We start from the raw sequence: 21,965 nt of genomic DNA, 5'->3' as shown, positions 1-21,965 counted from the left end.
GCTTCAATCGCGCTTGTCAACATCAGGACGCGGCAGGATCCGCCTGCCAACGGTTTGCTTTCCGGCCGGTGACCGGTAGTAGCTCCATAGGACAGGGGATCACGCTTTCTTGCGGCGACGCAGAAGGTGTGAGTTCCAAGCCCTGTCTATTTCAGCAATTGGATTGTGGCCCCTTTACGAGTGCTTCAGAACTTCATTCCAATTTTAGGTTTGCGAACTAGGCTAGGAGCGTAATGCCGGCGTATGAAAGGCAGATGTCGGGAGGAACCGCGCCACGGCGCGCGCTTTCGCGCGCCCTGCTTTTCGCATTGTTGTGCTCGACGGCACTTGTTGCCGAAACCGGAAGCGCTGCCGCCTTCGAGATTTTCGGCATCAAACTGTGGGGATCCAAAGACGAAGATGCCGACATCGTCGACCCGCTGCGCTATGCGGTGACGATCGAGGCGCCGGACGCCGACAAGGATCTCGCCGAGAAGCTCGAAAACGCCTCGGCGCTGAAAGCCGACGAGGAACACCCGGTATCAGGTTCGCTGGGTCTTTTGGCCAAGGCGCGCAGCGACCGTGAGCAACTTGTCGCCGCGCTCTACGCGGACGCGCGCTACGAGGGTGTCGTCACCATCACTATTCAGGGCAAGCCGCTCGACGATCTGCCACCCGATGCCGAGTTTTCCGGCCCGCAGCCGATTCCGGTGGTGATAAGCATAGCAGCCGGGCCGAAATTCACGCTTGGCAACATCAGACTGAAAGGCGATGCAGCGGGGCTGGCAAGTGCCGATTTCGGTCTGATCGCCGGCGGTGACGCCAGTTCGGGCGCCGTGCTCAAAGCCGAGGCGGCGATCGTGCGGGCACTCAAGCAAGAAGGCAGGCCGCTGGCCAAGGTGACGGGCCGCGAGATCGTCGCCGAGCACGCCGGTTCGACGCTCGACGTGACGCTCACCGTCGCGGCCGGGCCGGTCGCCGGCTATGGCGACACCACTGTCGAGGGTACCGAAAAGGTCGACCGCGACTTCACCGAATATATGACCGGCCTGAAGCGCGGCCGCCAATATTCGCCCGATGAGATCGACGATGCACGCGACCGGCTGCTCGGGCTCGAGGTCTTCAACAGCGTGACGGTGAAGGAAGCCGACGCCCTCGACGCCGAGGGCAACGTCCCGATCGGTGTCCAGGTCAGCGAACGCAAGCCGCGCTATTTCGGCATTGGCGGCAGCTTCTCAAATACCGAAGGGCTGGGCCTCGAAGGCTATTGGGGGCACCGCAATCTGTTTGGCCGCGCCGAAAAGCTGCGCATCGACGGCAAGATCAGCGGCATCGGCAGCAACGACTTGACCCAGCTCAATTACAATGCCGGCGTCATGTTCGAAAAGCCGGGCGTGGTCGGGCCGGCGTCGAAATTCATTGCCAGCGTCAATACCGTGCTGGAGCACCCCGACGCCTACGACCATTTCTCGGTCAAGGGCAGCACCGGCCTATCCTACGAACTCGACAAGAAGCAGACGGTTTCCGCGCAAGTCGCGCTTGATTATTCGAGGATCCACGACGCTTTCGGCAAGCACACCTATCTGATCGCCAGCATTCCACTGCAATATGTCTACGACAATCGCGACAACAAGCTCAATCCGACCCGGGGCTTCAGGGTGCTGGCCTATGCCGAGCCGAGCTACGACATTTTGAGCGGGGCTGCCTTTGTCAAGCTGAAGGGCGAGGGGTCGGCCTACCAGTCGCTCGATTCGGCCTCGAAACTCGTTTTCGCCGAACGTGTCGCCATCGGCTCGATCATCGGCGCCGGTCTTCAAGATGTTCCGGCCGACCGCCGCTTCTACTCCGGCGGCGGTGGCTCGGTGCGCGGCTATGCCTATCAAGGCATCGGCCCGAAGGACAGCAACGGCGAGCCGATCGGCGGGCTTTCCTTCTTCGAGACCTCGGTCGAGATGCGCATCGCGGTCACCGACAAGATCGGCGTCGTGCCGTTCGTCGATGCCGGCACGGTGTCGACCAGGCAGGTCCCCGATTTTTCGGACATGAAGGTCGGCGCGGGTGTAGGCTTGCGCTATCTGACGGCGTTCGGGCCGCTGCGCATCGACGCGGCAGTGCCGCTCAACCGCGGCCCCGACGATCCTCATTTCGGCATTTATGCCGGCATCGGCCAGGCATTCTGATGGCAATATTCAGGCGCATCCTCCGTATCCTTTTCTACACGCTGCTCATCATCGTGGCAGCGGCGGTGGGGGCGCTCGTCGTGCTGACCAAAACCGAGGGCGGCCGCGAAAACCTTGCCGGCATCATCTCGACTATGGCCTCGACCGGTGATCGCAAGGTCACTGTCGTCGGCATCGACGGCATCTGGTCGGGCGCGCTCAGGGTCGATCATGTCGTTCTGGAGGATCGCGAAGGCGCCTGGATGGTGGCGCGCAAGGTGGCTGTCGACTGGTCGCCGCTGGCACTTCTGTCGAAGAGCTTCAGCGCCGATCGCATTGGCGCCGAGCGTATCGAGTTGGCAAGGCTGCCGGTGGCCAGCACACAGCCGAGCCAAAGCGGAGCGACGACGCTGCCGGTTTCCATCGACGTCAAGCAACTCGACCTTCCCGAAATCGCGCTCGGGCAGGCTCTTGCCGGCAGCGGGGTCGCCGAACTTACAGCCAAGGGAGCGCTCAAGGCGGATGCCTCGCCATTGGCGATCGAGACCAACCTCAACATCGTTCGCCACGACGGCAAGCAAGGCACGGTCGACGCCAAAGCCCATTTCGCGCCGGCCGACAACAAGCTCGACCTCGACCTTAAAGCATCCGAGCCGGCCGGCGGCATCATCGCCAACCTGCTCAACCTGCCGGGCGCGCCGCCGGTCAACATTGTCGTTTCCGGCACCGGACCGCTCGCCAACTGGAATGGCATCGGGACCTTCGTTGTCGACGGCCGGATCGTCACCCAGCTTACCGGTCGCCATCAGCTCACCGACAAGGGTCATTATGTCGAGGCCAATGGCGATGGCGAATTCGAGCGCTTCCTGCCCGAAACTCTGAAACCGCTGTTTGCCGGCAAGACCAGCTTCGACCTCGCCGGCACAGCGACCGCGGCCGGCGGCGTCGATGTCGAGCGCGCCAATATCGACAGCGGCGCCATGCACGCTACCGCCGCCGGCATTGTCGATCCGAACGGCGCCAGCGATCTTTCTGTGAAACTCGCGGCGAAAGGGCCGCCGATCGTGCTCAGCCTCGGCAGCGAGGCACAGCCGATAACCGTGGCGATCAAGGATGCCACGGCCCGCGCTTTCGGCGATGGCAAGGCGCCGATGGTGGACATCGGCGCGTCGCTGGTCTCGGTGGTGGCGGGCGGCACGCGGGTGGACGACCTGATCGGGCAAGTGCATTCCGATGGTTTCGACATCCAGAACCGTAGCGGGCCCGTCACCATCAAGCTGACGGCGGCCGGCCTGAACACCGACGTCGCGACTTTGGCGCCGCTGGTAACGGGCAGGGTCAGCGCCGGTCTCGCCGGCTCGGTCAGCAAGGAACAGATTGTCGTCGACGAAGGCACGCTACGCAGCGACGCGCTCAATGCGTCCGTAACGGCCACAGTGGCGCTTGCCGATCTGTCGATGACGCTCAAGATGAATGCCGACGCGGCTTCGACGGCGCTACCGCCGCAGATCAGCTCGGTTCTCGGCCAGCGGGTGCAGTTTTCCGCAACCGCGACACGCGACCCGGACGGTGCGTTCGCCGCGAACGCATTGCAACTCACCTCAGGCACGCTTAGCGCCAGCGGCACCGCCAGTGCGCAAGGCACCGATATCCGGGCCGATATCAAGGGCACGCTGGGCGACGTGTCGGTGCTGTCGCCGCTGGTCGGCGCCAAGGTCGGCGGCGCCGTCGGTTTCGCGCTGACCGCAAGCGGCGCGCGCAGCGCACCGGATTTCTCGGTTTCGGCCAACAGCGACAGCCTGACGGCGTCCGGCCATGCGGTGAAGCAGATCAAGCTGAGCGCGAGCGGCAAAGCCGATATCGCCAGTCCCGCCGCCGATGTCTCGCTGACCGGCTCGGTCGACGACCAGCCGCTGGACCTCAAGGCATCGCTGGTCACCACCGACGGCAAGCGCTCCATCAATGGACTTGCCGTCTCACTGGCCGACAACAAGGTCTCCGGCGACCTCGGGCTCGACGACAACCTGTTGCCGCTCGGAACGTTGACCCTCGATGCCGCCGATATTGCTCCGCTGGCCACACTCGCAGACCAGTCGGTAGCCGGCGACGTGCGCGGCACCATCCGCTTTGCGAACGACAACGGAGCGCCGACGGTCGCGATCGATGCGACGAGCACCGCGATCTCGCGCGGCGAACTGGCGGCGAAGACAATCGCCGTCAACGCGCTGGTCGCCAATTATCTCAAAGCCCCGGCAATCTCCGGCAAGATCAAGGCCGACACGATCACCTCCGGAACTACGGTGATGAGCGGCATCGATGTCGACCTGAAGCGCGATGGCGACTGGACCGGCTTTAGCGGCGGCGCCACGGTCGCCGGAATTCCGGCCAGCGCATCCGGGCGGGTCAGGGTTGCGAACGGCACCACCAGCATCGAGGTTGCCTCGGGCGAGGCGACCATCCGCGGCATCAAGGCAGCTATCGCGCAGCCATCGGCGCTGACAATCGCCAATGGCAGGGTGAGCATAGAGAAACTGGCGCTCGGTGTCGGCGGTGGTTCGATTGCCGTGTCGGGTACGGCTGGCCAGACACTCGATCTCGCTGCCACCTTGTCGGCGGTGCCGGCAGCGCTTGCCAATGATTTTTCACCGGGTCTCGATGCCGTGGGCGCGCTCAGCGGCACCGCACAGGTCACGGGATCGTCGGCTGCCCCCGACATCCGCTTCAACGCCCGGCTCAGCGGCGCCGAAACCAGCCAGACCCGGCAGGCTGGGCTCGGGCCGCTCGATCTCGATGCGGCAGGCCGTTTCTCGTCGGTCAGCGGCCTGGCCATCGAGCAGGCGACGCTTGCCGGCGAGAAAATCTCCGGCAAGGCAGCCGGCACCATCAATCCGAACGGCGCCAGCGATTTCTCGCTCGATCTCACCTCGACCGGCCCGAACCTGCCGCTGTCGCTCGGCAGCAAGGCGAGCCCGATCAAGCTTGAGCTGCAGGCGATATCGCTAACGGCGGCCGGGCAGGGCACCCAGCCGAAGCTCGACATCTCCGCGACGCTGCCATCGGCCGCCACCAATCTAGCTAAGATCGAGGGCATCACGCTTGCGCTGCACTCCGATCGCTTCGACGTGAAAGCCCGGAGCGGGCCGATCTCCGGCTCGGTGATCGCCGAAACAATCGGCCTCGATAATCCGACCGTCGCGCCGCTGATCGCCGGCAAGGTCACTGCCAAACTGGCCGGCAGCCTTGCCGCCGACGCTGTCATCATCGATAGCGGCACCGTGATCAGCGACGCGTTGAACAGCGGCTTCAACGGGCGGGTCTCGCTGGCCGACGGTGACATCGACCTCAATATCAGGGCGGATGCCGCGTCGGGGGCGCTGCCGGTGGCGGTGCGTGGCGTGCTCGCCGAGCGAACGCAATTCAGTGCCGCGCTGAAGCGGGACGCCAACGGCAATGTCACCGCCAACGCCGTCAGGCTGTCGTCCGGTTCGCTGACGGCAGACGGGCAGGCGAGCCTTGCCGACAACAAGCTCAACGCCGACGTCAAAGGCGCGCTAGGCGACGTCTCGCTGCTATCCAAGGACGCCAAAGGCGCCATTTCTTTCGCGCTGAATGCGCAAGGCGCCAGCACCGCGCCGGATCTGTCGCTGACTGTCAACAGCGACAGGCTTTCGGTCGCGGCGCGCGAGATCACTGGCTTGAAGCTCACTGCCACCGGCAAGGCTGATGCCGCCAACCCGGCTGCGAATGTGCAACTCATCGGAAATGTCGGGGGCCAACCGCTGCAGGGCAGTGCCGTGCTGGCGACATCGGACGGCAAACGCGCCATCAACGGGCTTTTGCTGTCGCTCGGCAAGAACCGTATCTCCGGCGACCTGGCGCTCGACGATGCCTTCGTACCGGCCGGCACCGTGGCGCTCGACCTGCCCGATATCGGTCCGCTTGCGGCCCTGGCACTGGAAAAGGCCAATGGCGATGTGCGCGGCACGATCGCCTTCTCCAAGGCGGGCACCGTGCCGCAAGTCGCCGTCAAGGCGACGACCGGCTCGATCTCGCGCGGCGATGTCTCGGCCAAGGCCGTGACGATCGATGCGCTGATCGCCAACTATCTGGCGGCACCGGTGATCTCGGGCAAAATCCGTGCCGACAACGTGACCTCCGGCGGCACGGTTATTCGGGGCGTCGACGTCGATCTCAAGCGCGACGGCGAATGGACCGGCTTCTCCGGTGGCGCCTCCGTCAAGGATATTCCCCTGAAGGCCGCCGGCCGGGTCAAGGCGGTCAAGGGCACGACGACGGTCGAACTTGCCTCCGGGGAGGCGACCATCCGCGGCATCAAGGCGGCCATCGCCCAGGCCTCGACCATCAACATCGCCAATGGAGTGACCAGCCTCGACAGGCTGGTGCTCAATCTCGGCGGCGGCACGGCGACGGTCATGGGCAAGGCTGGGCAAGCGCTCGACCTCAACGCGACGCTGGCGCGCGTACCGATCTCGATAGCCAACAGTTTTTCGCCGGGCCTCGATGCCGCCGGTTCCATCTCGGGCACTGTGAAGGTGACGGGCGCGCCGGCCAATCCGGCCGTTGCCTTCAAGATCGAGGCCGCAGGCGTTCAGACCTCGCAGACCCGTGGTGCAGGTTTCGGCGGCATGGGTGTTTCATCCTCAGGTACATATTCGGGTAACAGACTGACGTTCGACGCCAACATGAGCGATGCCGCTGGCCTCGGCCTCAAGGGCGGCGGCACGATGACGACATCAGGCGCGCCCACCCTTGATCTCAACTTTTCCGGCAAGGTGCCGTTCGCCTTCCTCACCAGGACCCTCGCCGCACAAGGCCTGTCTCTGAGCGGCACAGCCGACGTCGATGTGCAGGTGCGCGGCCCGGCGACGTCGCCGGTGATCTCAGGCACGGTTCGCACGTCAGGCGCCCGACTGCTCGACGCGCGCTCGGGGCTTGCGATCAACGACATCACTGCCGATGTCGCCATCGGTGGCGGCGTGGCAAGGATCAATCGCCTGACCGGCACGCTGTCGACGCGCGGCAGCCTTTCGGCAAGCGGCACCGTCGGCATCGATCCGGCTAAGGGTTTTCCGGCCGATCTGTCGGTCAAGCTCGTTGACGGCCGCTATACCGACGGCAAGGTGGTCACCGCCAATCTTGGCGGCGACCTGACCGTCAAGGGACCGCTCACCTCCGCGCCGGTGATTTCCGGTACCGTCAACCTGGCCAAGACCGTCATCACTGTACCCGAAAAGCTGCCCGGTTCGCTGGCCGAGCTCAACGTCAAGCACAAGAATGCGCCTGCCGCCGTGCGTGCGCAGGACAAGGCGTTGCGCCCTGCCGCTGCAAGCAGCGGTGGCGGCGGCAGCGGCCTCAACCTCGACGTCACGGTCAATGCGCCGAGCCAGATCTTCATCCAGGGCAGGGGCCTCGACGCCGAGCTCGGCGGTTCGCTGCGGCTGACCGGCCCGGCATCGTCACCCCAGGCGGTCGGCACCTTCACGTTGCGGCGCGGACGGCTGACGATCCTTGCCAAGCGGCTGACCTTCACGGAAGGCACGGTCGGCTTTTCCGGCTCTCTGGTGCCCTACCTCAACCTCACGGCGCAATCGAAGACGACCAGCGCCACCGTGACCATCGTGGTGTCGGGCGAGGCGACCAACCCGAAATTCACCTTCTCCTCGGTACCGGCGCTGCCGGAGGACGAGGTGCTGGCGCAGCTGATCTTCGGCCGTTCGATGTCGAACCTGTCGCCGCTGCAGATCGCGCAGCTTGCCGAGGCTGCCGGACAATTGGCCGGCGTTGGCGGCTCGACCTCCCTGCTGCAGAACCTGCGCAGCGCGATCGGCGTCGACGATCTCGACGTAATCACCGACGAACAGGGCGGCACCGCCGTCTCGGCGGGCAAGTATCTCAACGACCGCACCTATGTGACGATCCAGAAGGGCGACAGGCCAGGCTCGGGCAAGGCAACCGTCGATCTCGACGTGGGGCGCGGCGTCAAGCTGCGTGGCGAGGCAACCGACGCCGGCGAAGCCAAAGGCGGTGTTTTCTACGAACGGGAATATTGAAACCAGCCGTTCGCGCAGAACGGTTGCTTGTCCGAAGAACGCGCGACGCAGCCGCGAATGTCCCAGTTTAATCGCCCGTTGAGATTTCGGACGAAATCCCTGGCGCAGTAGCAAATTTGCGCCAAGACTGTCGTTATCGCGCGAACCGCCCTGCTTTCAAAGTTGCACATTCCTTGGCATCTTCCCAATCCGTGCCGTCTTTGACATCATGGCGCGAATGCGGAATGTTAAAAGGCAGAAAGCCAACAATGGGAGTTATTCATGACGATCTATAAGAGTAACGGCGACCGCGTTCCCGATCACATCCTGGCCATGGCCGAAGACGCCAAGGCAGGCAAGATGGATCGTCGCGAATTTCTGGCTCTCGCCAGCGTCTTCGGCGCGTCGACGGCGATGGCCTATGGCATGCTTGGCCTTGCAGACCCGACGCCGGCCAAGGCGGAAGAGGTCCAGGGCAAGAAAGGCGGCGTATTGAAGGTCGCGCAATGGATCAAGGATCCGAAGGATCCGCGCAAGTCCGACTGGTCGGAAATCGCCAATGCCGAGCGTCAGGCGCTCGAGCCGCTGGTCAAATATACCACCGAATACACATTCCGCCCCTATCTGCTGGAGAGCTGGGACGTGAATGACGACGCTACCGAATACACGCTGCATGTGCGCAAAGGCGTCACCTGGAACAACGGCGATCCGTTCACCGCAGACGACGTCATCTTCAACCTCAAGCGTTGGGCCGACAAGAAGGCCGAAGGCAATTCCATGCCCGGTCGCCTCGGTTCGCTGGTCAAGGACGACAAGCTGGATGAGAGCGCGGTGACCAAGGTCGATGACCACACGATCAAGCTGACGCTCAGCAAGCCGGATATCGCCCTCATTCCGAACGTGTGCGACTATCCCGGCCTTATCGTCCACAAGACCTTCGACGAGAAGGGCGGCGATTTCAAAGCCTGCCCGATCGGAACCGGCCCGTTCGAGTTGGTCTCCTACGATGTCGGCCAGAAAGTGGTCTACAAGCGTCGTGAGGACAACAAGTGGTGGGATGGCGAGGTGTTCCTGGACGGCATCGAGTTCATCGACTACGGCACCGATCCGGCGGCGATGGTCAGCGCTTTCGAAGCTGGCGAAGTGCACACCAATTTCGAAACCTCGGCCGACTATGTGTCGATCCTCGACGGCATGGACTTGGCGAAGTCCGAGGTCGTCACCGCCTCGACGATCGTCTGCCGCACCAATGTGACCAACAAGCCTTACGGCGACCAGAAGGTTCGCAACGCCCTGCAGCTCGCAGTCGACAACGCTGTCGTCCTCCAGCTCGGCTACGGTAATGCCGGCACGGTTGCCGAAAACCACCATGTCGCCCCGATCCATCCGGAATACTACGAGTTGCCGAAGGTTGCTCGTGACCCGGCCAAGGCAAAGGCGCTGATGGCGGAAGCCGGCCAAGCCGATTTCGAGCACGAGCTGATCACGGTCGACGAGGACTGGCACAAGAACACAGGCGATGCGATCGCCGCGCAGATGCGCGACGCCGGCATCAAGGTGAAGCGTACGGTGCTGCCGGGTTCGACCTTCTGGAACGACTGGACGAAGTATCCGCTGTCGATGACCAACTGGAACATGCGGCCGCTCGGCGTCCAGGTTCTGGCGATCGGCTATCGTACAGGTGAAGCCTGGAACGAGACGGCCTGGTCGAACCCGGAGTGGGATGCCAAGCTCAACGCTGCGCTCGCGGTTGCCGACGCAGCCAAGCGCAAGGAAATGATGAAGGATATCGAGCAGATCCTGCAGGATTCCGGCATTATCATCCAGCCTTATTGGCGCAAGCTCTACAGCCATTCGGTCAAGGCGGTGCAGAACTACAAGATGCACCCGACCTTCGAGCGCGACTACGGCAAGGTCTGGCTCGACCAGGCCTGACCGGACGATCCGGAAAGGGGCGTCTCGCCCCTTTCCGTCGCTCTTTGCATGGTCCTTGGACCGGAAGTCGGCGCAGCAAAAAGTTGCGGACTCTTCGGTCGGGGTCTGCAATAAAAAGGGTGTTGCATCTGGGACTGGTCTGAAGGCTTGTTCTGCCGCTGGCGGCAGGGCACGGCTTGCAAACCGGTTCCAACCCCCAACCCGACCGGCAGGGGACCGCCATGCTTTCTTTCGTTATCAGGCGTCTCGGCACCATGGCATTGACGATGCTGTGTCTGACGATGATCGTCTTCTTCCTGGTCAATCTCGGGCCCAATCTGAAAAAGCTGGCGATCAGCCAGACCGAAATGCACACCTCGGCCGAGCAGCTTGAAGCTTGGCTGGTCAACCATGGCTATCGGCAGAATTTCTTTATCCGCTACGGCCAATGGCTGGGCGTCATGCCCAAGCAGCCGGTGACCGACCCGGCGACCGGCAAGCCCGCACAGCGTTTCTCCTTCTGCAACGATCCGGTCGTGCCGACATTCTCCGGCATCCTGCAGGGCGATTTCGGCTGCTCGACCAAGTTCAAGACGACGGTCGCCTCAAAGCTCTTTCCGGCGCTCAGCGCGACCGGCATACTGATGCTCTGCGTGCTTGCGGTTATGGTGCCCGTCTCGCTCCTGATCGGCATTCTTGCCGGCATGCGCGAGGGCTCCCGCACCGACCGCACGTTGTCGGTGGCTTCGATCGCCTCGACGGCGACGCCCGAATATGTTTCGGGCGTCATCTTCACCGTCATCTTCGCCTCCTGGCTCGGCGTGCTGAACGGTTCGGCGGCCTCGGCCAGCCAGGGCATCACCTTCTACAATTTCACCTTGCCGGTGATGACGCTGGCGATCTACGGCATCGGCTACATCGCCCGCATGACCCGCGCCTCGATGGTGGAGGTGATGACACAGCAATATATCCGAACCGCCCGGCTGAAGGGCCTCTCCTTCGGCAGCGTGGTGATAAAGCACGCTCTGCGCAACGCGCTGATCGCACCGTTCACCGTCATCATGCTGCAGTTTCCCTGGCTGCTCACCGGCGTCGTCATCGTCGAGGTGATGTTCCGCTACCAGGGGTTCGGCTACACGCTGGTCGAGGCCGCCGGCAACAACGACATCGATCTTCTGCTCGGCTGCTCGCTGGTCTCGGTGTTTATCGTCCTGATCACACAGCTCATCTCCGATGTCGGCTACGCGTTCCTCAATCCGCGCATCAGAGTTCAATAGGAGACCAGCGGATGCAGGTCGAATATCTCAGCGCCTTCAACGTCGTACTCGGCGTGCTTACCCGCTTCTGGCCGGTCTGGATCGCTCTCGCCCTGGTGATGGGGGCGAGCTTCGGCTACAAGAAGAAGCTTGGCCTTTACGGCCAGCTTTTCGACAGCGGCGTCGGCATCGTCGGCGTCGGCATCTGCCTGTTCTGGCTGTTCACGGCGATCTTCGCATCGACGGTCGCGCCCTTCGATCCGCTCGCCCAGGTGCCGATCATGAAGGACGCGCTGCCTGGCGCAATCGATCCGCAATCGGGGCTCGCCTATCTCTTCGGCGGCGACAAGCTCGCCCGTGACGTGTTCTCCCGAATGGTCTATGGCAGCCAGATCGTGCTGATCATCGCGCCGGCGGCCACCGGTTTTGCACTGATGGTCGGCATTACGCTCGGCCTTCCGGCCGGCTATTATGGCGGCAAGATCGATACGGTGCTGTCCTTCCTCGCAAACCTTGTGCTGGCCTTCCCGGTGATCCTGCTGTTCTACCTGCTGGTGACGCCGGGCATCATGGACACGCCGATCCCCTACGCGATGGCAGGGCTGTTCTTCCTGTTTCCGATCATCTTCTTCAGTGTGCTGTTCTGGACGCGCTACAAGAACCGCCCCGACCGCCTCTATATCCTGCTTGGCCTGACGTTGGTCGTTGGCGGCTGGATCTATGCCGGCCTTGTCTTCGATGCCGATCCGTTCAAGATCATCCACATCGATCCCAACCAGCTCAACATCTTCGTGGCGGTGGTGTTCGCCTCCAGCCCGGGCGTGTTCCGCATCGTGCGCGGTCTGGTCATGGATATCAAAACGCGCGACTATGTTGCGGCGGCGCAGACGCGCGGTGAATCGCCCTGGTACATCATGCTGTGGGAGATATTGCCCAACGCGCGCGGGCCGCTGATCGTCGACGCCTGCCTGCGCATCGGCTACACTACGATCCTGCTCGGCACGCTCGGCTATTTCGGGCTGGGGCTGGCGCCGGAAAGCCCGGACTGGGGCACGGCGATCAAGGATGCCAGCCGGCTGCTGCGCTCGTTCATCCACCCGGCGCTGCCGCCGACGATCGCATTGATGTCGTTCGTGCTCGGCCTCAACCTCCTGGCGGATTCGTTGCGCGAACAGTCGATGAAAGATTGATACCGGGAAAGATCGATGCCGGGTTCGGCCCGACATGCCTGAAGAACAAGGATTGGAGCGACCCATGAATGAGGCAGTTCGAAATCCCGCCAAGCCGACCAATGGGCCGACCAATGGGCCGATCATCGAGATCGAGAACCTGTCGATCTCCTTCTTCACCCGCAAGGGCGAGATCCCGGCCGTCATGGATTTTTCCTGCACGGTCATGCCCGGCGAGGCGATGGGCATCGTTGGCGAATCCGGCTGCGGCAAGTCGACCGTGTCGCTCGGCATCATGCGTGACCTCTCCAACATCGGAAAGATCGTCGGCGGAAAGATCAAGTTCCAGGGCAAGGACATGGGAGAACTGTCCGACGAGGAACTGCGCGCCATCCGCGGCAACAAGATCGCCATGATCTACCAGGAGCCAATGGCCAGTCTGAACCCGGCGATGAAGGTCGGCCAGCAGCTGATGGAAGTGCCGCTGATCCACGACAAGGTGTCGAAGGACGAAGCTTATAAACGCGCTTTGGAAATGGTGCGCGCGGTGAAGTTGCCGGATCCCGAGCGCATGATGCGTTCCTACCCGCACCAGCTTTCCGGCGGCCAGCAGCAGCGCATCGTCATTGCCATGGCGCTGCTGTCGAAACCGGCGCTGCTTCTGCTCGACGAGCCGACGACGGCTCTGGACGTGACAGTTGAGGCCGGTATCGTCGACCTGGTCAAGGGGCTGGGCGAGAAGTTCGGCACCTCGATGATCTTCGTGTCGCACAATCTGGGCCTGATCCTGGAGACCTGCGACCGCATCACGGTGATGTATTCGGGCGAAGCGGTGGAGACGGGCAAGATCAAGGACGTCTTCGACCGGATGCGCCATCCCTACACGCAAGGCCTGTTCCGCTCGATCCCGTTGCCGGGCGCCGACAAGAATTCGCGGCCGCTGATATCCATCCCGGGTCAGTTGCCGCTACCGCACGAGCGGCCGAAGGGCTGCAATTTCGGCCCGCGCTGCCACCATTTCGTCGAGGGCGTCTGCAACGCCGCCGAAATTCCGATGATCGCGGTCGACGGCCATGACGGGCATTTCTCGCGCTGCGTGCGCTTCAACGAAATCGACTGGGAGGCGCTGCCGCCCGGCGCCAAGAAGGTCAACGAGCGGGTGGTGCCCGGTGCGCCGGTGCTCCAGATCGAAGACCTCCGGAAGTACTACAAGGTCGGCGGCAGCGAAGTGTTCGGCTCGAGCGAGGGCCGCGTCGTCAAGGCCAACGAGACGATCTCGTTCATGGCGCGCGAATCCGAGACCGTCGCTATCGTCGGCGAATCCGGGTGCGGAAAATCGACCCTGGCCAAGGTGCTGCTCGGCCTCGAAACGGCAAGCTCTGGCCGCGTGAAGCTCGGCAATAAGGAGATCCAGTCGACCGGGATCGAGAAGCGTTCCGTCGACACGGTATCGTCGATCCAGATGGTGTTTCAAAATCCGTTCGACACACTCAATCCCAGCCATTCGGTCGGTTCGCAGATCATCCGTACGCTGGAAAAGTTCAATGTCGGCAACACGGTGGCCGACCGCCGCAAGCGGATGCTGGAGTTGCTCGACCTGGTGAAGCTGCCAAGGGCGTTCGAGACGCGCAAGCCGCGCCAGCTTTCAGGTGGCCAGAAACAGCGCATCGGCGTGGCGCGTGCCTTTGCCGGCGACGCCAAGGTGGTGGTGGCCGACGAGCCGGTCTCGGCGCTGGATGTGTCGGTCCAGGCGGCGGTGACCGAGCTCTTGATGGACATCCAGCGCAAGAACAAGACGACGATGCTGTTCATCAGCCACGATCTGTCGGTGGTGCGCTACATCGCCGACCGCGTCGTCGTCATGTATCTCGGCTATATCGTCGAGCAAGGCACGACCGACCAGATATTTTCGCCGCCCTATCACCCCTACACCGAGGCGCTGCTGTCGGCGATTCCGATTGCCGATACCAGCGTGGTGAAAAGGCACATCGTGCTCGAAGGCGACATTCCGTCGGCGATGAACCCGCCCTCTGGCTGCCCGTTCCAGACGCGCTGCGGCTACAAGAAACTGGTGCCGGACAATCTTTGCGAAACCAAGGTGCCGCCAGTCAAAAATCTCGGCGACGGCCATATGAGCCTGTGCTGGCTGTCCGACGACGTGCTGGCGAAAATGGAGCCGGTGATCAAATTCGACAAGGAGCACGCCGCGAATGAGGGCGTGCCCGAGGATGCAAACCACGGTGTTGGCCCAGGCTTTGCCGGAGATCCGCCCAAGCGCCCGCATGGAAAGACTGGCAGCGTTGAAGCCGATGCCGAGGGTCAGGCAGCGGAGAATGCCGAAGCGGTCGCCAAAGCCCGAAGTCACGAGGTTCGCGACGAGGTTTCAGAGACCGGCGGCACCTCAAGCTCTGCAGGCAGCCCGGTGGCACCAATCATGCCGCCGATTGTCGGCGACGGCCGCCAGGCCGAGGACGCCTCGCGCAAGCCGCGCAAACCCAAGGGCGGCTGAGAGCCGTTAATACGCTAGGGCGCGCATTGCCGTAGCTGCGCGGCGTAGTCCTGCGCCATCTGCTCGGTGGCGTGCGCATAGCGTTGCACGTCGGCGTCGCCGCGATTGCCGCGCTTATAAGCGTTCCAGCCGAGATAGTAGGCGAGATACAGATTGTAGGTGTCGTTGCGGGCGACGCCGAGCGTGTCGGCGGTCTTGGAATGATACCAGCCGACGAAATCGACGGCATCGGCAAACCTGGTGCGGCGCGCCGCCCAGCTGCCGGTCTCGTTCTGGTATTGCGCCCAGGTCCCGTCGAGCGCCTGCGAGAAGCCGGTGGCGCTGGAGATATGTTTCCAGGGAATGAAACCCAGCAGCTTGGTGCGCGGCGGCCTGGCATTGCTCTTGAAGCCGGATTCCTTGCGCACCGTCGCCATCAGCACGGGAACCGGCACACCGTATTTCTGCTCGGCGCGTTGTGCCGCCGCCTGCCAACTGTCGAACCAGCCATCGTTCTGGTCGAAAACGGCGCAGACATCGTTGATGTGGTTCGGCGGCGTCGCGCAGGCCGAAAGCGTCAGCGGCACGGCAATCGCTACAATTTTACTAAAACTCGATCTACGCATTGGAAGAGCATTAGGCCGAAAACATAAAAGGAATCTTGCGGCGTTTCTTAACGGCTCGTCAGTCGCTTTGGCAGGCGCTGAGGAAGTATGAACATTCCGACGTTTGTTGTCGCTTTTACCGACGTGAAATTCCCGCAATGGCGCCTTGGCTAAAATCACGCCCGCAGGTGGCGGATTCTTGACAGCTCGATCTTCGTGCCGGCGCTTTGATGCGCCGCATGAGCGAACCAAGACGCAAGCGCGGCGCCGAGCGAACCAGCAACAGGGGACCGACCGCCATCCCGCAACTGCCGCTCAGGCGGGTGACAAACCCGTATCCGCCGATGGCGATGCTCTCGGCCGACCAGATCGAGGCGATCCACCAGGCGTCGATGCATATTTTGGAGAATTTCGGCATCGAGGTGATGAGCCCGCGGGCGCTGTCGCTGTTCGAGAAGGCCGGGGCCAAGGTCGATCATGCCACGATGAACGTCCGCATCGATCGTGGCATGATCGAGGAAGCGCTGAAGACGACACAGTCCAGCTACACGCTGACGCCGCGCAATCCCGCCCATGCCGTCCACCTCGGCGGCAATACCATCAACTTCACGCTCGTCGCCGGGCCGCCGAATGTGCACGACATGGAGCGCGGCCGCCGTGCCGGCAATTTGCGCGATTATTGCGATCTCGTCCGGCTGGCGCAGCACTTCAACTGCATCCACATGCTCGGCAACCAGGTCTGCGCGCCGATGGAACTGCCGGCGAATTCCCGTCACCTCGACACCTATTTCGCCAATCTGACACTGACCGACAAAAGCTTTCACGTCTCGGCCATCGGCCGCGGCAGGGCGCTCGACGGCATCGAAATGATGGCAATCGCGCGCGGACTGACGCTTGACGAGATGCGCGACGATCCCGGCGTCACCACGATCATTTCGGTCAACTCGCCGCGCCGCTTCGACGAGATGATGGCCGAGGGGCTGATGACGATGGCCGAATTCGGCCAGTCCGTCGCGGTGACGCCGTTCACGCTGATGGGGGCGATGAGCCCGGTGACGCTTGCCGGCGCGCTCGCCCAGCAGAATGCCGAGGCGCTGTTCGGCGTGGTGCTGACGCAGCTCGTCCGCCCCGGCGCGCCGGTGATGTATGGCGCCTTCACCTCCAATGTCGATATGAAATCGGGAGCGCCGGCTTTTGGCACGCCTGAAAACACCAAGGCGAATATAGCGTCCGGACAGTTGGCGCGGCGCTACAAGCTGCCTTACCGCACGACACCGGGCTCGGCTTCCAATGCCGCCGACGCGCAAGGCGCCTATGAGACGCTGATGGCGCTGTGGGGCGCGGTGCTCGGCCACGGCAATCTCGTCTACCATGCCGCCGGCTGGCAGGAGGGCGGACTGACAGCGTCGTTCGAAAAGTTCATCATCGACGTCGAGATGATCCAGCACATGATGGAGTTTTTGCGCCCGATCGAAGTCAACGAGGCCGAGCTTGCCGTCGAGGCTCTGGGTGCGGTTCCGACCGGCGGCCACTTCTTCGGCGAGCCGCACACATTGGAGCGCTACGCCACGGCCTTCTACCAGCCGATGCTGTCCAACTGGCAGAATTTCGAGGCCTGGCAGGAGGCCGGCGGGCTCGATGCCACGGCGCGGGCGACGAGGCTGTGGAAGAAGGCGCTGGAGGACTATGTCGAGCCGGTGATGGAAATCTCCAGGCGCGAGGCGCTTGAGGCGTACGTGGCCAAGCGCAAGGAAGCGATCGGGCAAAGCGAGCCTTAAGCGCTGCTCTTCTTGTTCAGATTCATTCTCTTCTCCTACAGAATCATGAAACCAAACCAACTCTTTGAAATGACGAGAATCCCATGAAATCGCATGCAAAGGTCGTGGTCATCGGCGGTGGCGTCGTCGGGTGCTCCGTGCTGTTCCATCTGGCCCGTCACGGCTGGACCGACATCGTGCTTCTGGAGCGCGACGAGCTGACCTCCGGTTCGACCTGGCACGCGGCCGGCGGCATGCACACGATCAATGGCGACCCCAATGTCGCCAAGCTGCAGAAATACACAATCTCGCTCTACAAGGAGATCGAGGAACTGTCCGGCCAGGCGACCGGCGTGCATCTGACTGGCGGCGTCTTGCTGGCGGCGACCGAGGCGCGGCTCGACTGGCTGCGCGGCGTCGTCGCCAAGGGCCGCTATCTCGGCATCGAGCTCGAGGAGATATCGCCTGATGAGGCGGCCGAGCTGATGCCGCTGCTCGACCCCAAGCAGTTCGTCGGCGCCGTTCGCAACAAGGAGGACGGTCATCTCGACCCGTCCGGCGTTACCCACGCCTACGCCAAGGCGGCGAGGAAGCTTGGTGCCGAGGTCGAGCGTTTCACCAAGGTCGAGGATATTGTGCGGCGCGCCGACGGCCTGTGGCGTGTCATTACCAACAAGGGTGAGGTGGTGGCCGAGCATGTCGTCAACGCCGGCGGCCTGTGGGCGCGCGAGGTCGGCCGCATGGTCGGGCTGGAGCTGCCGGTGCTGGCGATGGAGCACATGTACCTGATCACCGAGGACATGCCGGAAGTCGCTGCCTGGAACCAAAAGACCGGCACAGAGATCATCCATGCCGTCGATTTCGACGGCGAGCTCTATCTGCGCCAAGAGCGCGGCGGCATGCTGATGGGCACCTACGAAAAGGCCAACAAGCCGTGGTCCGAGTTCCAGACGCCATGGAATTTCGGCCACGAGCTGCTCGAACCCGACATCGACCGCATCGCACCGTCGCTGGAGGTCGGCTTCCGGCATTTCCCGGCCTTCCAGAACACCGGCATCAAGCAGATCATCAACGGGCCCTTCACCTTCGCGCCGGACGGCAATCCGCTGATCGGGCCGGTGCGCGGCCTGCCGGGGTTCTGGGTGGCCTGTGGTGTCATGGCGGGGTTCTCGCAGGGCGGCGGCGTCGGGCTGGCGCTGTCGAACTGGATGATCGAAGGCGATCCCGGCGCCGATATCTGGGCGATGGATGTGTCGCGCTACGGCGACTGGGCGACGATGGCCTATACCAACGCCAAGGTGCGCGAAAACTATTCGCGGCGGTTTTCGATCCGCTTCCCGAACGAGGAGCTGTCGGCTGGACGGCCGCTCAAGACGACGCCGGTCTACGATTTGTTGTCGGCCAAGGGCGCGCAATGGGGGGTCGCCTATGGGCTGGAGGTGCCGCTGTGGTACGCGCCCGAAGGCGTCAAGGACGAATTCTCCTGGCGCCGGTCGAACGATTTTGAGCATGTCGCGAAAGAAGTGGAGACGGTTCGGCAAGGCATTGGCCTGTCGGAAATCTCGTCATTCGCCAAATACAGGGTAACCGGCGAGGGCGCTGCAGCCTGGCTCGACCGCTTGCTTGCCTGCAACCTGCCAAGGCCCGGCCGCATGACGCTGGCGCCGATGCTGAAGGAAGACGGCAGGCTGATTGGCGATTTCACGCTGGCCAATCTCGGCGGTCCAAATTCTGAAAATAACGATTGGTTCCTGGCCGGCTCCGGCGTCGCCGAGCAGTACCACATGCGCTGGTTCGAAGCGCATCTGCCGAAGGACGGCTCTGTCAGCATCGAGGCGCTCGGGGCAAAGCTCACCGGCTTGTCGATCGCCGGGCCGAGCGCGCGCGACGTGCTGGCAAAGGTCACACGGTCGGACGTGTCGAATGCGGCCTTTCCGTTCATGGCCATCAGCAGGATGGACATCGGCATGGCGCCATGCCTGGTCGGGCGCGTCAGCTACACCGGCGATCTCGGCTACGAAATCTGGGTCGCTCCGGAATATCAGCGTGCGGCATTGCAAGCCTTGATGGCCGCGGGGGAGGAATTCGGCATCGGCCTGTTCGGCTCGCGCGCGCTCAATGCGCTGCGGCTTGAGAAGAATTACGGCTCATGGGCGCGCGAATACCGGCCGATCTACGGGCCGTTGGAAGCCGGGCTCGACCGCTTCGTCGCCTACGGCAAGCAGGCCGATTTCATCGGCAAGCAGGCGGCGCTGGCCGAGCGCAAGCAAGGCGGCAGACTGCGGCTGCGGGCCTTTGTCGTCGATACTGTCGATGCCGACGTCATCGGCGACGAGCCAATCTGGCATGGCGGTGCCGTGCGCGGTTGGGTCACGTCGGGCGGCTACGCACATCATTCCAAGAAATCTGTCGCCATGGGCTATGTACCGAAGGAGATCGCCGATGAGGCCGACGGTTTCGAGATCGAGGTCCTGGGCAAACGTCATGCAGCGCGCATGCAATCGGCGCCGCTATTCGACGCCAATTTCGAGCGGATGCGCGGGTGAAGACGCGCCGACGCCTCAGCTGTTGCGCCGGTTGTCGAGGGCCAGGGCACCCGGACCGGCAAACACCAGATAGAGGAAAATGAAGCAGAACGAGATCGCCGAAGCGCCGCCATTGTTGATGGGGAAGAAGTCGCGCGGCATGTGCGCCATGAAATAGGCGATCGCCATCTCGCCAGCCAGGAGGAAGGCGACCGGCCGGGCGAAGAGCCCAAGCGCCAAGAGAATGCCGCCCACGAATTCGAGGAGGCCAGCGGTCAGCGTCAGCCCGGTCAATGTACCGGCATGGTCGCCGGCGGGAAAATTGAACAGCTTTTGCGTACCATGTTCGATGAATTGCAGTGCCGTCATGATGCGCAATGCGGCCAGAGCCTGCGGCTGATATCTGGCAAGGCCGTCGAAAAGCTTCATCTAAGACTCCATTTTACCCCCGAACCGGCCATAGATTATCGCCCGGCAGGGGACCATTCACTTCGCATGGCCCCGCCATCAACAATCAGTGATGGAAATGTTCCTCGTCCTTTCAATATTTTTCTCTCCAGGGTTGTATTTAAACCGCTATAGTTGTACTGAGATCCAGACACTCCAAACCATGTGGGTTCCGTTTGCCATGAGAAAAGTCGTCGTCAGCCTATTCGCCATCCTTGCAGGCACCAGCGTCGCCATGGCCGACGACGCCGGCTGTGCTGCTTTCAAATGGCCGGTGACGCGCGAGGAGGCCCTGTTTGCGGCGGCGCCCGCCGCGCAGTCCGGCGCTGACCTTTCGGTCGGCGAGGCTGCAGATGTGGCGTTGGCGCCGGTCGGCACGATCAGCTTCACCGTTCCGCCGGAACGCGCGCCGGCAGCCGGTACATTCGGCGCGACGGCGAGCGTGGCCGTGCCCCCGGAGGGAGAGCTCCAGATCAGCCTGTCTGATGAGGCCTGGATCGATGTCGTTCAGGACGGTAAAGCGGTGAAGTCGGCGGCTTTCAGTGGCATAAAAACCTGTCCGGGGATCCGCAAGAGCGTGCGCTTCAAGCTAGCCGCCGGCCCGGCGACCATCCAGCTCAGCGGCGCCAAGAAGCCCGATCTCAAAGTTTCCGTGCTGACGCCGGAATAGTTCTCAAAGAGCGTAAGGTTGGAGGGACAGCGCCCCTCTCTGTCCTGCCGGACATCTCCCCCCTCGAGGGGGGAGATCGGTTTTTGCTGCCGGTTTCGCCAATCGCGACGCGACGTTGCTACCGCACCGGTGCCATTAGCGCGAAATGGGCGCCTTGCGGGTCCGTGCACTGCACGATCCAGCTGCCGCCGGGGACCTCCATCGGACCCATCAGGATCTTGCCGCCATTGTCGGTGACACGCTTGGCTGCCGCGTCGATGCCGGGCACGTTGAAATAGAACTGCCAGACCGGGACCGGGATCTGCTCGGGCTTGTTCATCATACCGCCAACGGGCTCGCCGCCGAAGGCAAAGAGCTGGTAGACGCCCATCGGACCCATATCCATGGCGTCGCCCTTCTCCCAGCCGAACTGGCTGGAATAGAAATCGGACGCCGCCTTCCAGTCTGACGTATAGAGCTCATGCCAGCCGATGTTGCCGGGTGTCGCCAACGGTAGCGGCGGCTGGTCGGGGCCGCTGGGCTGCAGGAAGTTGAACATCGCGCCTTGCGGATCGGCAACGACGGCAAAGCGGCCGACGCCAGGAATGTCGTCGGGCTCGCGGTGAACCGCGCCACCAGCCTTCTTGAGGGAGGCCGTTGCGGCATCGACATCCCTGGTGAGGATATAACCGATCCAGGCCGGCGGCATGCCCATCTTGCGCGCGTCCTCGGGCAGCGTCATCAGCCCGCCGACGCCGCGCTCGCCGACATTCATCACGATATAGGGCGGCATGCCCGGGGCCCCTTCGAATGGCTGCCCCCGCCAGCCCACCACGGAGGTGTAAAACGCCTCGGCGGCGTCGAGATCGGTGGTCATCAGCTCGTACCAGAAGAAGGGCATCGGGGACTGTGGCATTGTCGTGCTCCTTGCGGTTTGTACATCGATCATGCGCGATCTATTCTAAGA

General features: G+C 63.1%; 12 protein-coding genes. 9 read left to right on the top strand and 3 right to left on the bottom strand.

Annotated elements, in window-relative coordinates; genetic code table 11:
- Positions 1–233 precede the first annotated feature (233 nt).
- The 6 genes from NKI95_RS11935 to NKI95_RS11910 all read left to right on the top strand — a co-directional run bounded on the left by NKI95_RS11935 (position 234) and on the right by NKI95_RS11910 (position 15,036).
- On the top strand, positions 234–2,159 hold the full coding sequence (locus tag NKI95_RS11935; protein WP_352716915.1) for an autotransporter assembly complex protein TamA: 1,926 nt from the start codon (positions 234–236) through the stop codon (positions 2,157–2,159).
- The gene (locus tag NKI95_RS11930) at positions 2,159–8,209 is read left to right on the top strand and encodes a translocation/assembly module TamB domain-containing protein (protein WP_352716914.1); all 6,051 of its coding nucleotides are present in this window, start codon (positions 2,159–2,161) and stop codon (positions 8,207–8,209) included. Before NKI95_RS11935 ends, NKI95_RS11930 begins: the two co-directional genes overlap by 1 nt.
- A 261-nt stretch (positions 8,210–8,470) precedes the next feature.
- Positions 8,471–10,123, top strand: coding sequence for an ABC transporter substrate-binding protein (locus NKI95_RS11925; RefSeq protein WP_352716912.1), 1,653 nt, complete (start codon positions 8,471–8,473; stop codon positions 10,121–10,123).
- 221 nt (positions 10,124–10,344) lie between these two features.
- Entirely contained in the window at positions 10,345–11,379 is a 1,035-nt protein-coding gene (locus NKI95_RS11920; RefSeq protein WP_292663614.1) for an ABC transporter permease, read from the top strand.
- An 11-nt stretch (positions 11,380–11,390) separates the two neighbouring features.
- A complete protein-coding gene (locus NKI95_RS11915) occupies positions 11,391–12,548 on the top strand; it encodes an ABC transporter permease (protein ID WP_292663612.1) in 1,158 nt (385 codons plus the stop codon).
- Positions 12,549–12,612: 64 nt separating this feature from the next.
- A complete protein-coding gene (locus NKI95_RS11910) occupies positions 12,613–15,036 on the top strand; it encodes a dipeptide ABC transporter ATP-binding protein (RefSeq protein ID WP_352716910.1) in 2,424 nt (807 codons plus the stop codon).
- A 14-nt stretch (positions 15,037–15,050) separates the two neighbouring features.
- On the opposite strand, the gene NKI95_RS11905 is transcribed toward NKI95_RS11910, so the two are convergent.
- Positions 15,051–15,641 carry a transglycosylase SLT domain-containing protein gene (locus tag NKI95_RS11905; RefSeq protein ID WP_352716909.1) on the bottom strand — a complete coding sequence of 197 codons (591 nt, stop codon included), beginning with the start codon at positions 15,639–15,641 and terminating at the stop codon, positions 15,051–15,053.
- A 218-nt stretch (positions 15,642–15,859) separates the two neighbouring features.
- On the opposite strand from NKI95_RS11905, the gene NKI95_RS11900 reads away from it, so the two are divergent.
- Positions 15,860–17,398 (top strand): trimethylamine methyltransferase family protein, encoded by a 1,539-nt coding sequence (locus NKI95_RS11900; RefSeq protein ID WP_352716907.1) that lies wholly within the window; start codon positions 15,860–15,862, stop codon positions 17,396–17,398.
- A gap of 83 nt (positions 17,399–17,481) precedes the next feature.
- The gene (locus NKI95_RS11895; RefSeq protein WP_352716906.1) at positions 17,482–19,923 is read left to right on the top strand and encodes a GcvT family protein; all 2,442 of its coding nucleotides are present in this window, start codon (positions 17,482–17,484) and stop codon (positions 19,921–19,923) included.
- 15 nt (positions 19,924–19,938) lie between these two features.
- Here NKI95_RS11895 and NKI95_RS11890 read toward each other — a convergent pair whose 3' ends face one another.
- Positions 19,939–20,331 carry a DoxX family protein gene (locus NKI95_RS11890; RefSeq protein ID WP_352716904.1) on the bottom strand — a complete coding sequence of 131 codons (393 nt, stop codon included), beginning with the start codon at positions 20,329–20,331 and terminating at the stop codon, positions 19,939–19,941.
- A 181-nt stretch (positions 20,332–20,512) separates the two neighbouring features.
- Between NKI95_RS11890 and NKI95_RS11885 the strand changes: the two genes are divergently transcribed.
- The gene (locus NKI95_RS11885; protein ID WP_352491127.1) at positions 20,513–21,019 is read left to right on the top strand and encodes a hypothetical protein; all 507 of its coding nucleotides are present in this window, start codon (positions 20,513–20,515) and stop codon (positions 21,017–21,019) included.
- Between the two features lie 118 nt (positions 21,020–21,137).
- Here the strand turns inward: NKI95_RS11885 and NKI95_RS11880 are convergent, their stop codons facing one another.
- Entirely contained in the window at positions 21,138–21,914 is a 777-nt protein-coding gene (locus NKI95_RS11880; RefSeq protein ID WP_352716902.1) for a VOC family protein, read from the bottom strand.
- Positions 21,915–21,965 lie beyond the last annotated feature (51 nt).

The organism is Mesorhizobium sp. M0306 (genome assembly GCF_040321655.1).
Lineage (GTDB): Bacteria > Pseudomonadota > Alphaproteobacteria > Rhizobiales > Rhizobiaceae > Mesorhizobium.
This window is presented reverse-complemented; position numbering and strand designations above follow the sequence as displayed.

Excerpts from the sequence above, each read along its gene's own strand:
- NKI95_RS11900 (WP_352716907.1), top strand. The coding sequence starts at position 15,860 with ATGAGCGAACCAAGACGCAAGCGCGGCGCCGAGCGAACCAGCAACAGG.
- NKI95_RS11895 (WP_352716906.1), top strand. The coding sequence starts at position 17,482 with ATGAAATCGCATGCAAAGGTCGTGGTCATCGGCGGTGGCGTCGTCGGG.
- NKI95_RS11930 (WP_352716914.1), top strand. The coding sequence starts at position 2,159 with ATGGCAATATTCAGGCGCATCCTCCGTATCCTTTTCTACACGCTGCTC.
- NKI95_RS11910 (WP_352716910.1), top strand. The coding sequence starts at position 12,613 with ATGAATGAGGCAGTTCGAAATCCCGCCAAGCCGACCAATGGGCCGACC.
- NKI95_RS11890 (WP_352716904.1), bottom strand. The coding sequence starts at position 20,331 with ATGAAGCTTTTCGACGGCCTTGCCAGATATCAGCCGCAGGCTCTGGCC.
- NKI95_RS11880 (WP_352716902.1), bottom strand. The coding sequence starts at position 21,914 with ATGCCACAGTCCCCGATGCCCTTCTTCTGGTACGAGCTGATGACCACC.
- NKI95_RS11920 (WP_292663614.1), top strand. The coding sequence starts at position 10,345 with ATGCTTTCTTTCGTTATCAGGCGTCTCGGCACCATGGCATTGACGATG.
- NKI95_RS11885 (WP_352491127.1), top strand. The coding sequence starts at position 20,513 with ATGTGGGTTCCGTTTGCCATGAGAAAAGTCGTCGTCAGCCTATTCGCC.
- NKI95_RS11925 (WP_352716912.1), top strand. The coding sequence starts at position 8,471 with ATGACGATCTATAAGAGTAACGGCGACCGCGTTCCCGATCACATCCTG.
- NKI95_RS11905 (WP_352716909.1), bottom strand. The coding sequence starts at position 15,641 with ATGCGTAGATCGAGTTTTAGTAAAATTGTAGCGATTGCCGTGCCGCTG.
- NKI95_RS11915 (WP_292663612.1), top strand. The coding sequence starts at position 11,391 with ATGCAGGTCGAATATCTCAGCGCCTTCAACGTCGTACTCGGCGTGCTT.
- NKI95_RS11935 (WP_352716915.1), top strand. The coding sequence starts at position 234 with ATGCCGGCGTATGAAAGGCAGATGTCGGGAGGAACCGCGCCACGGCGC.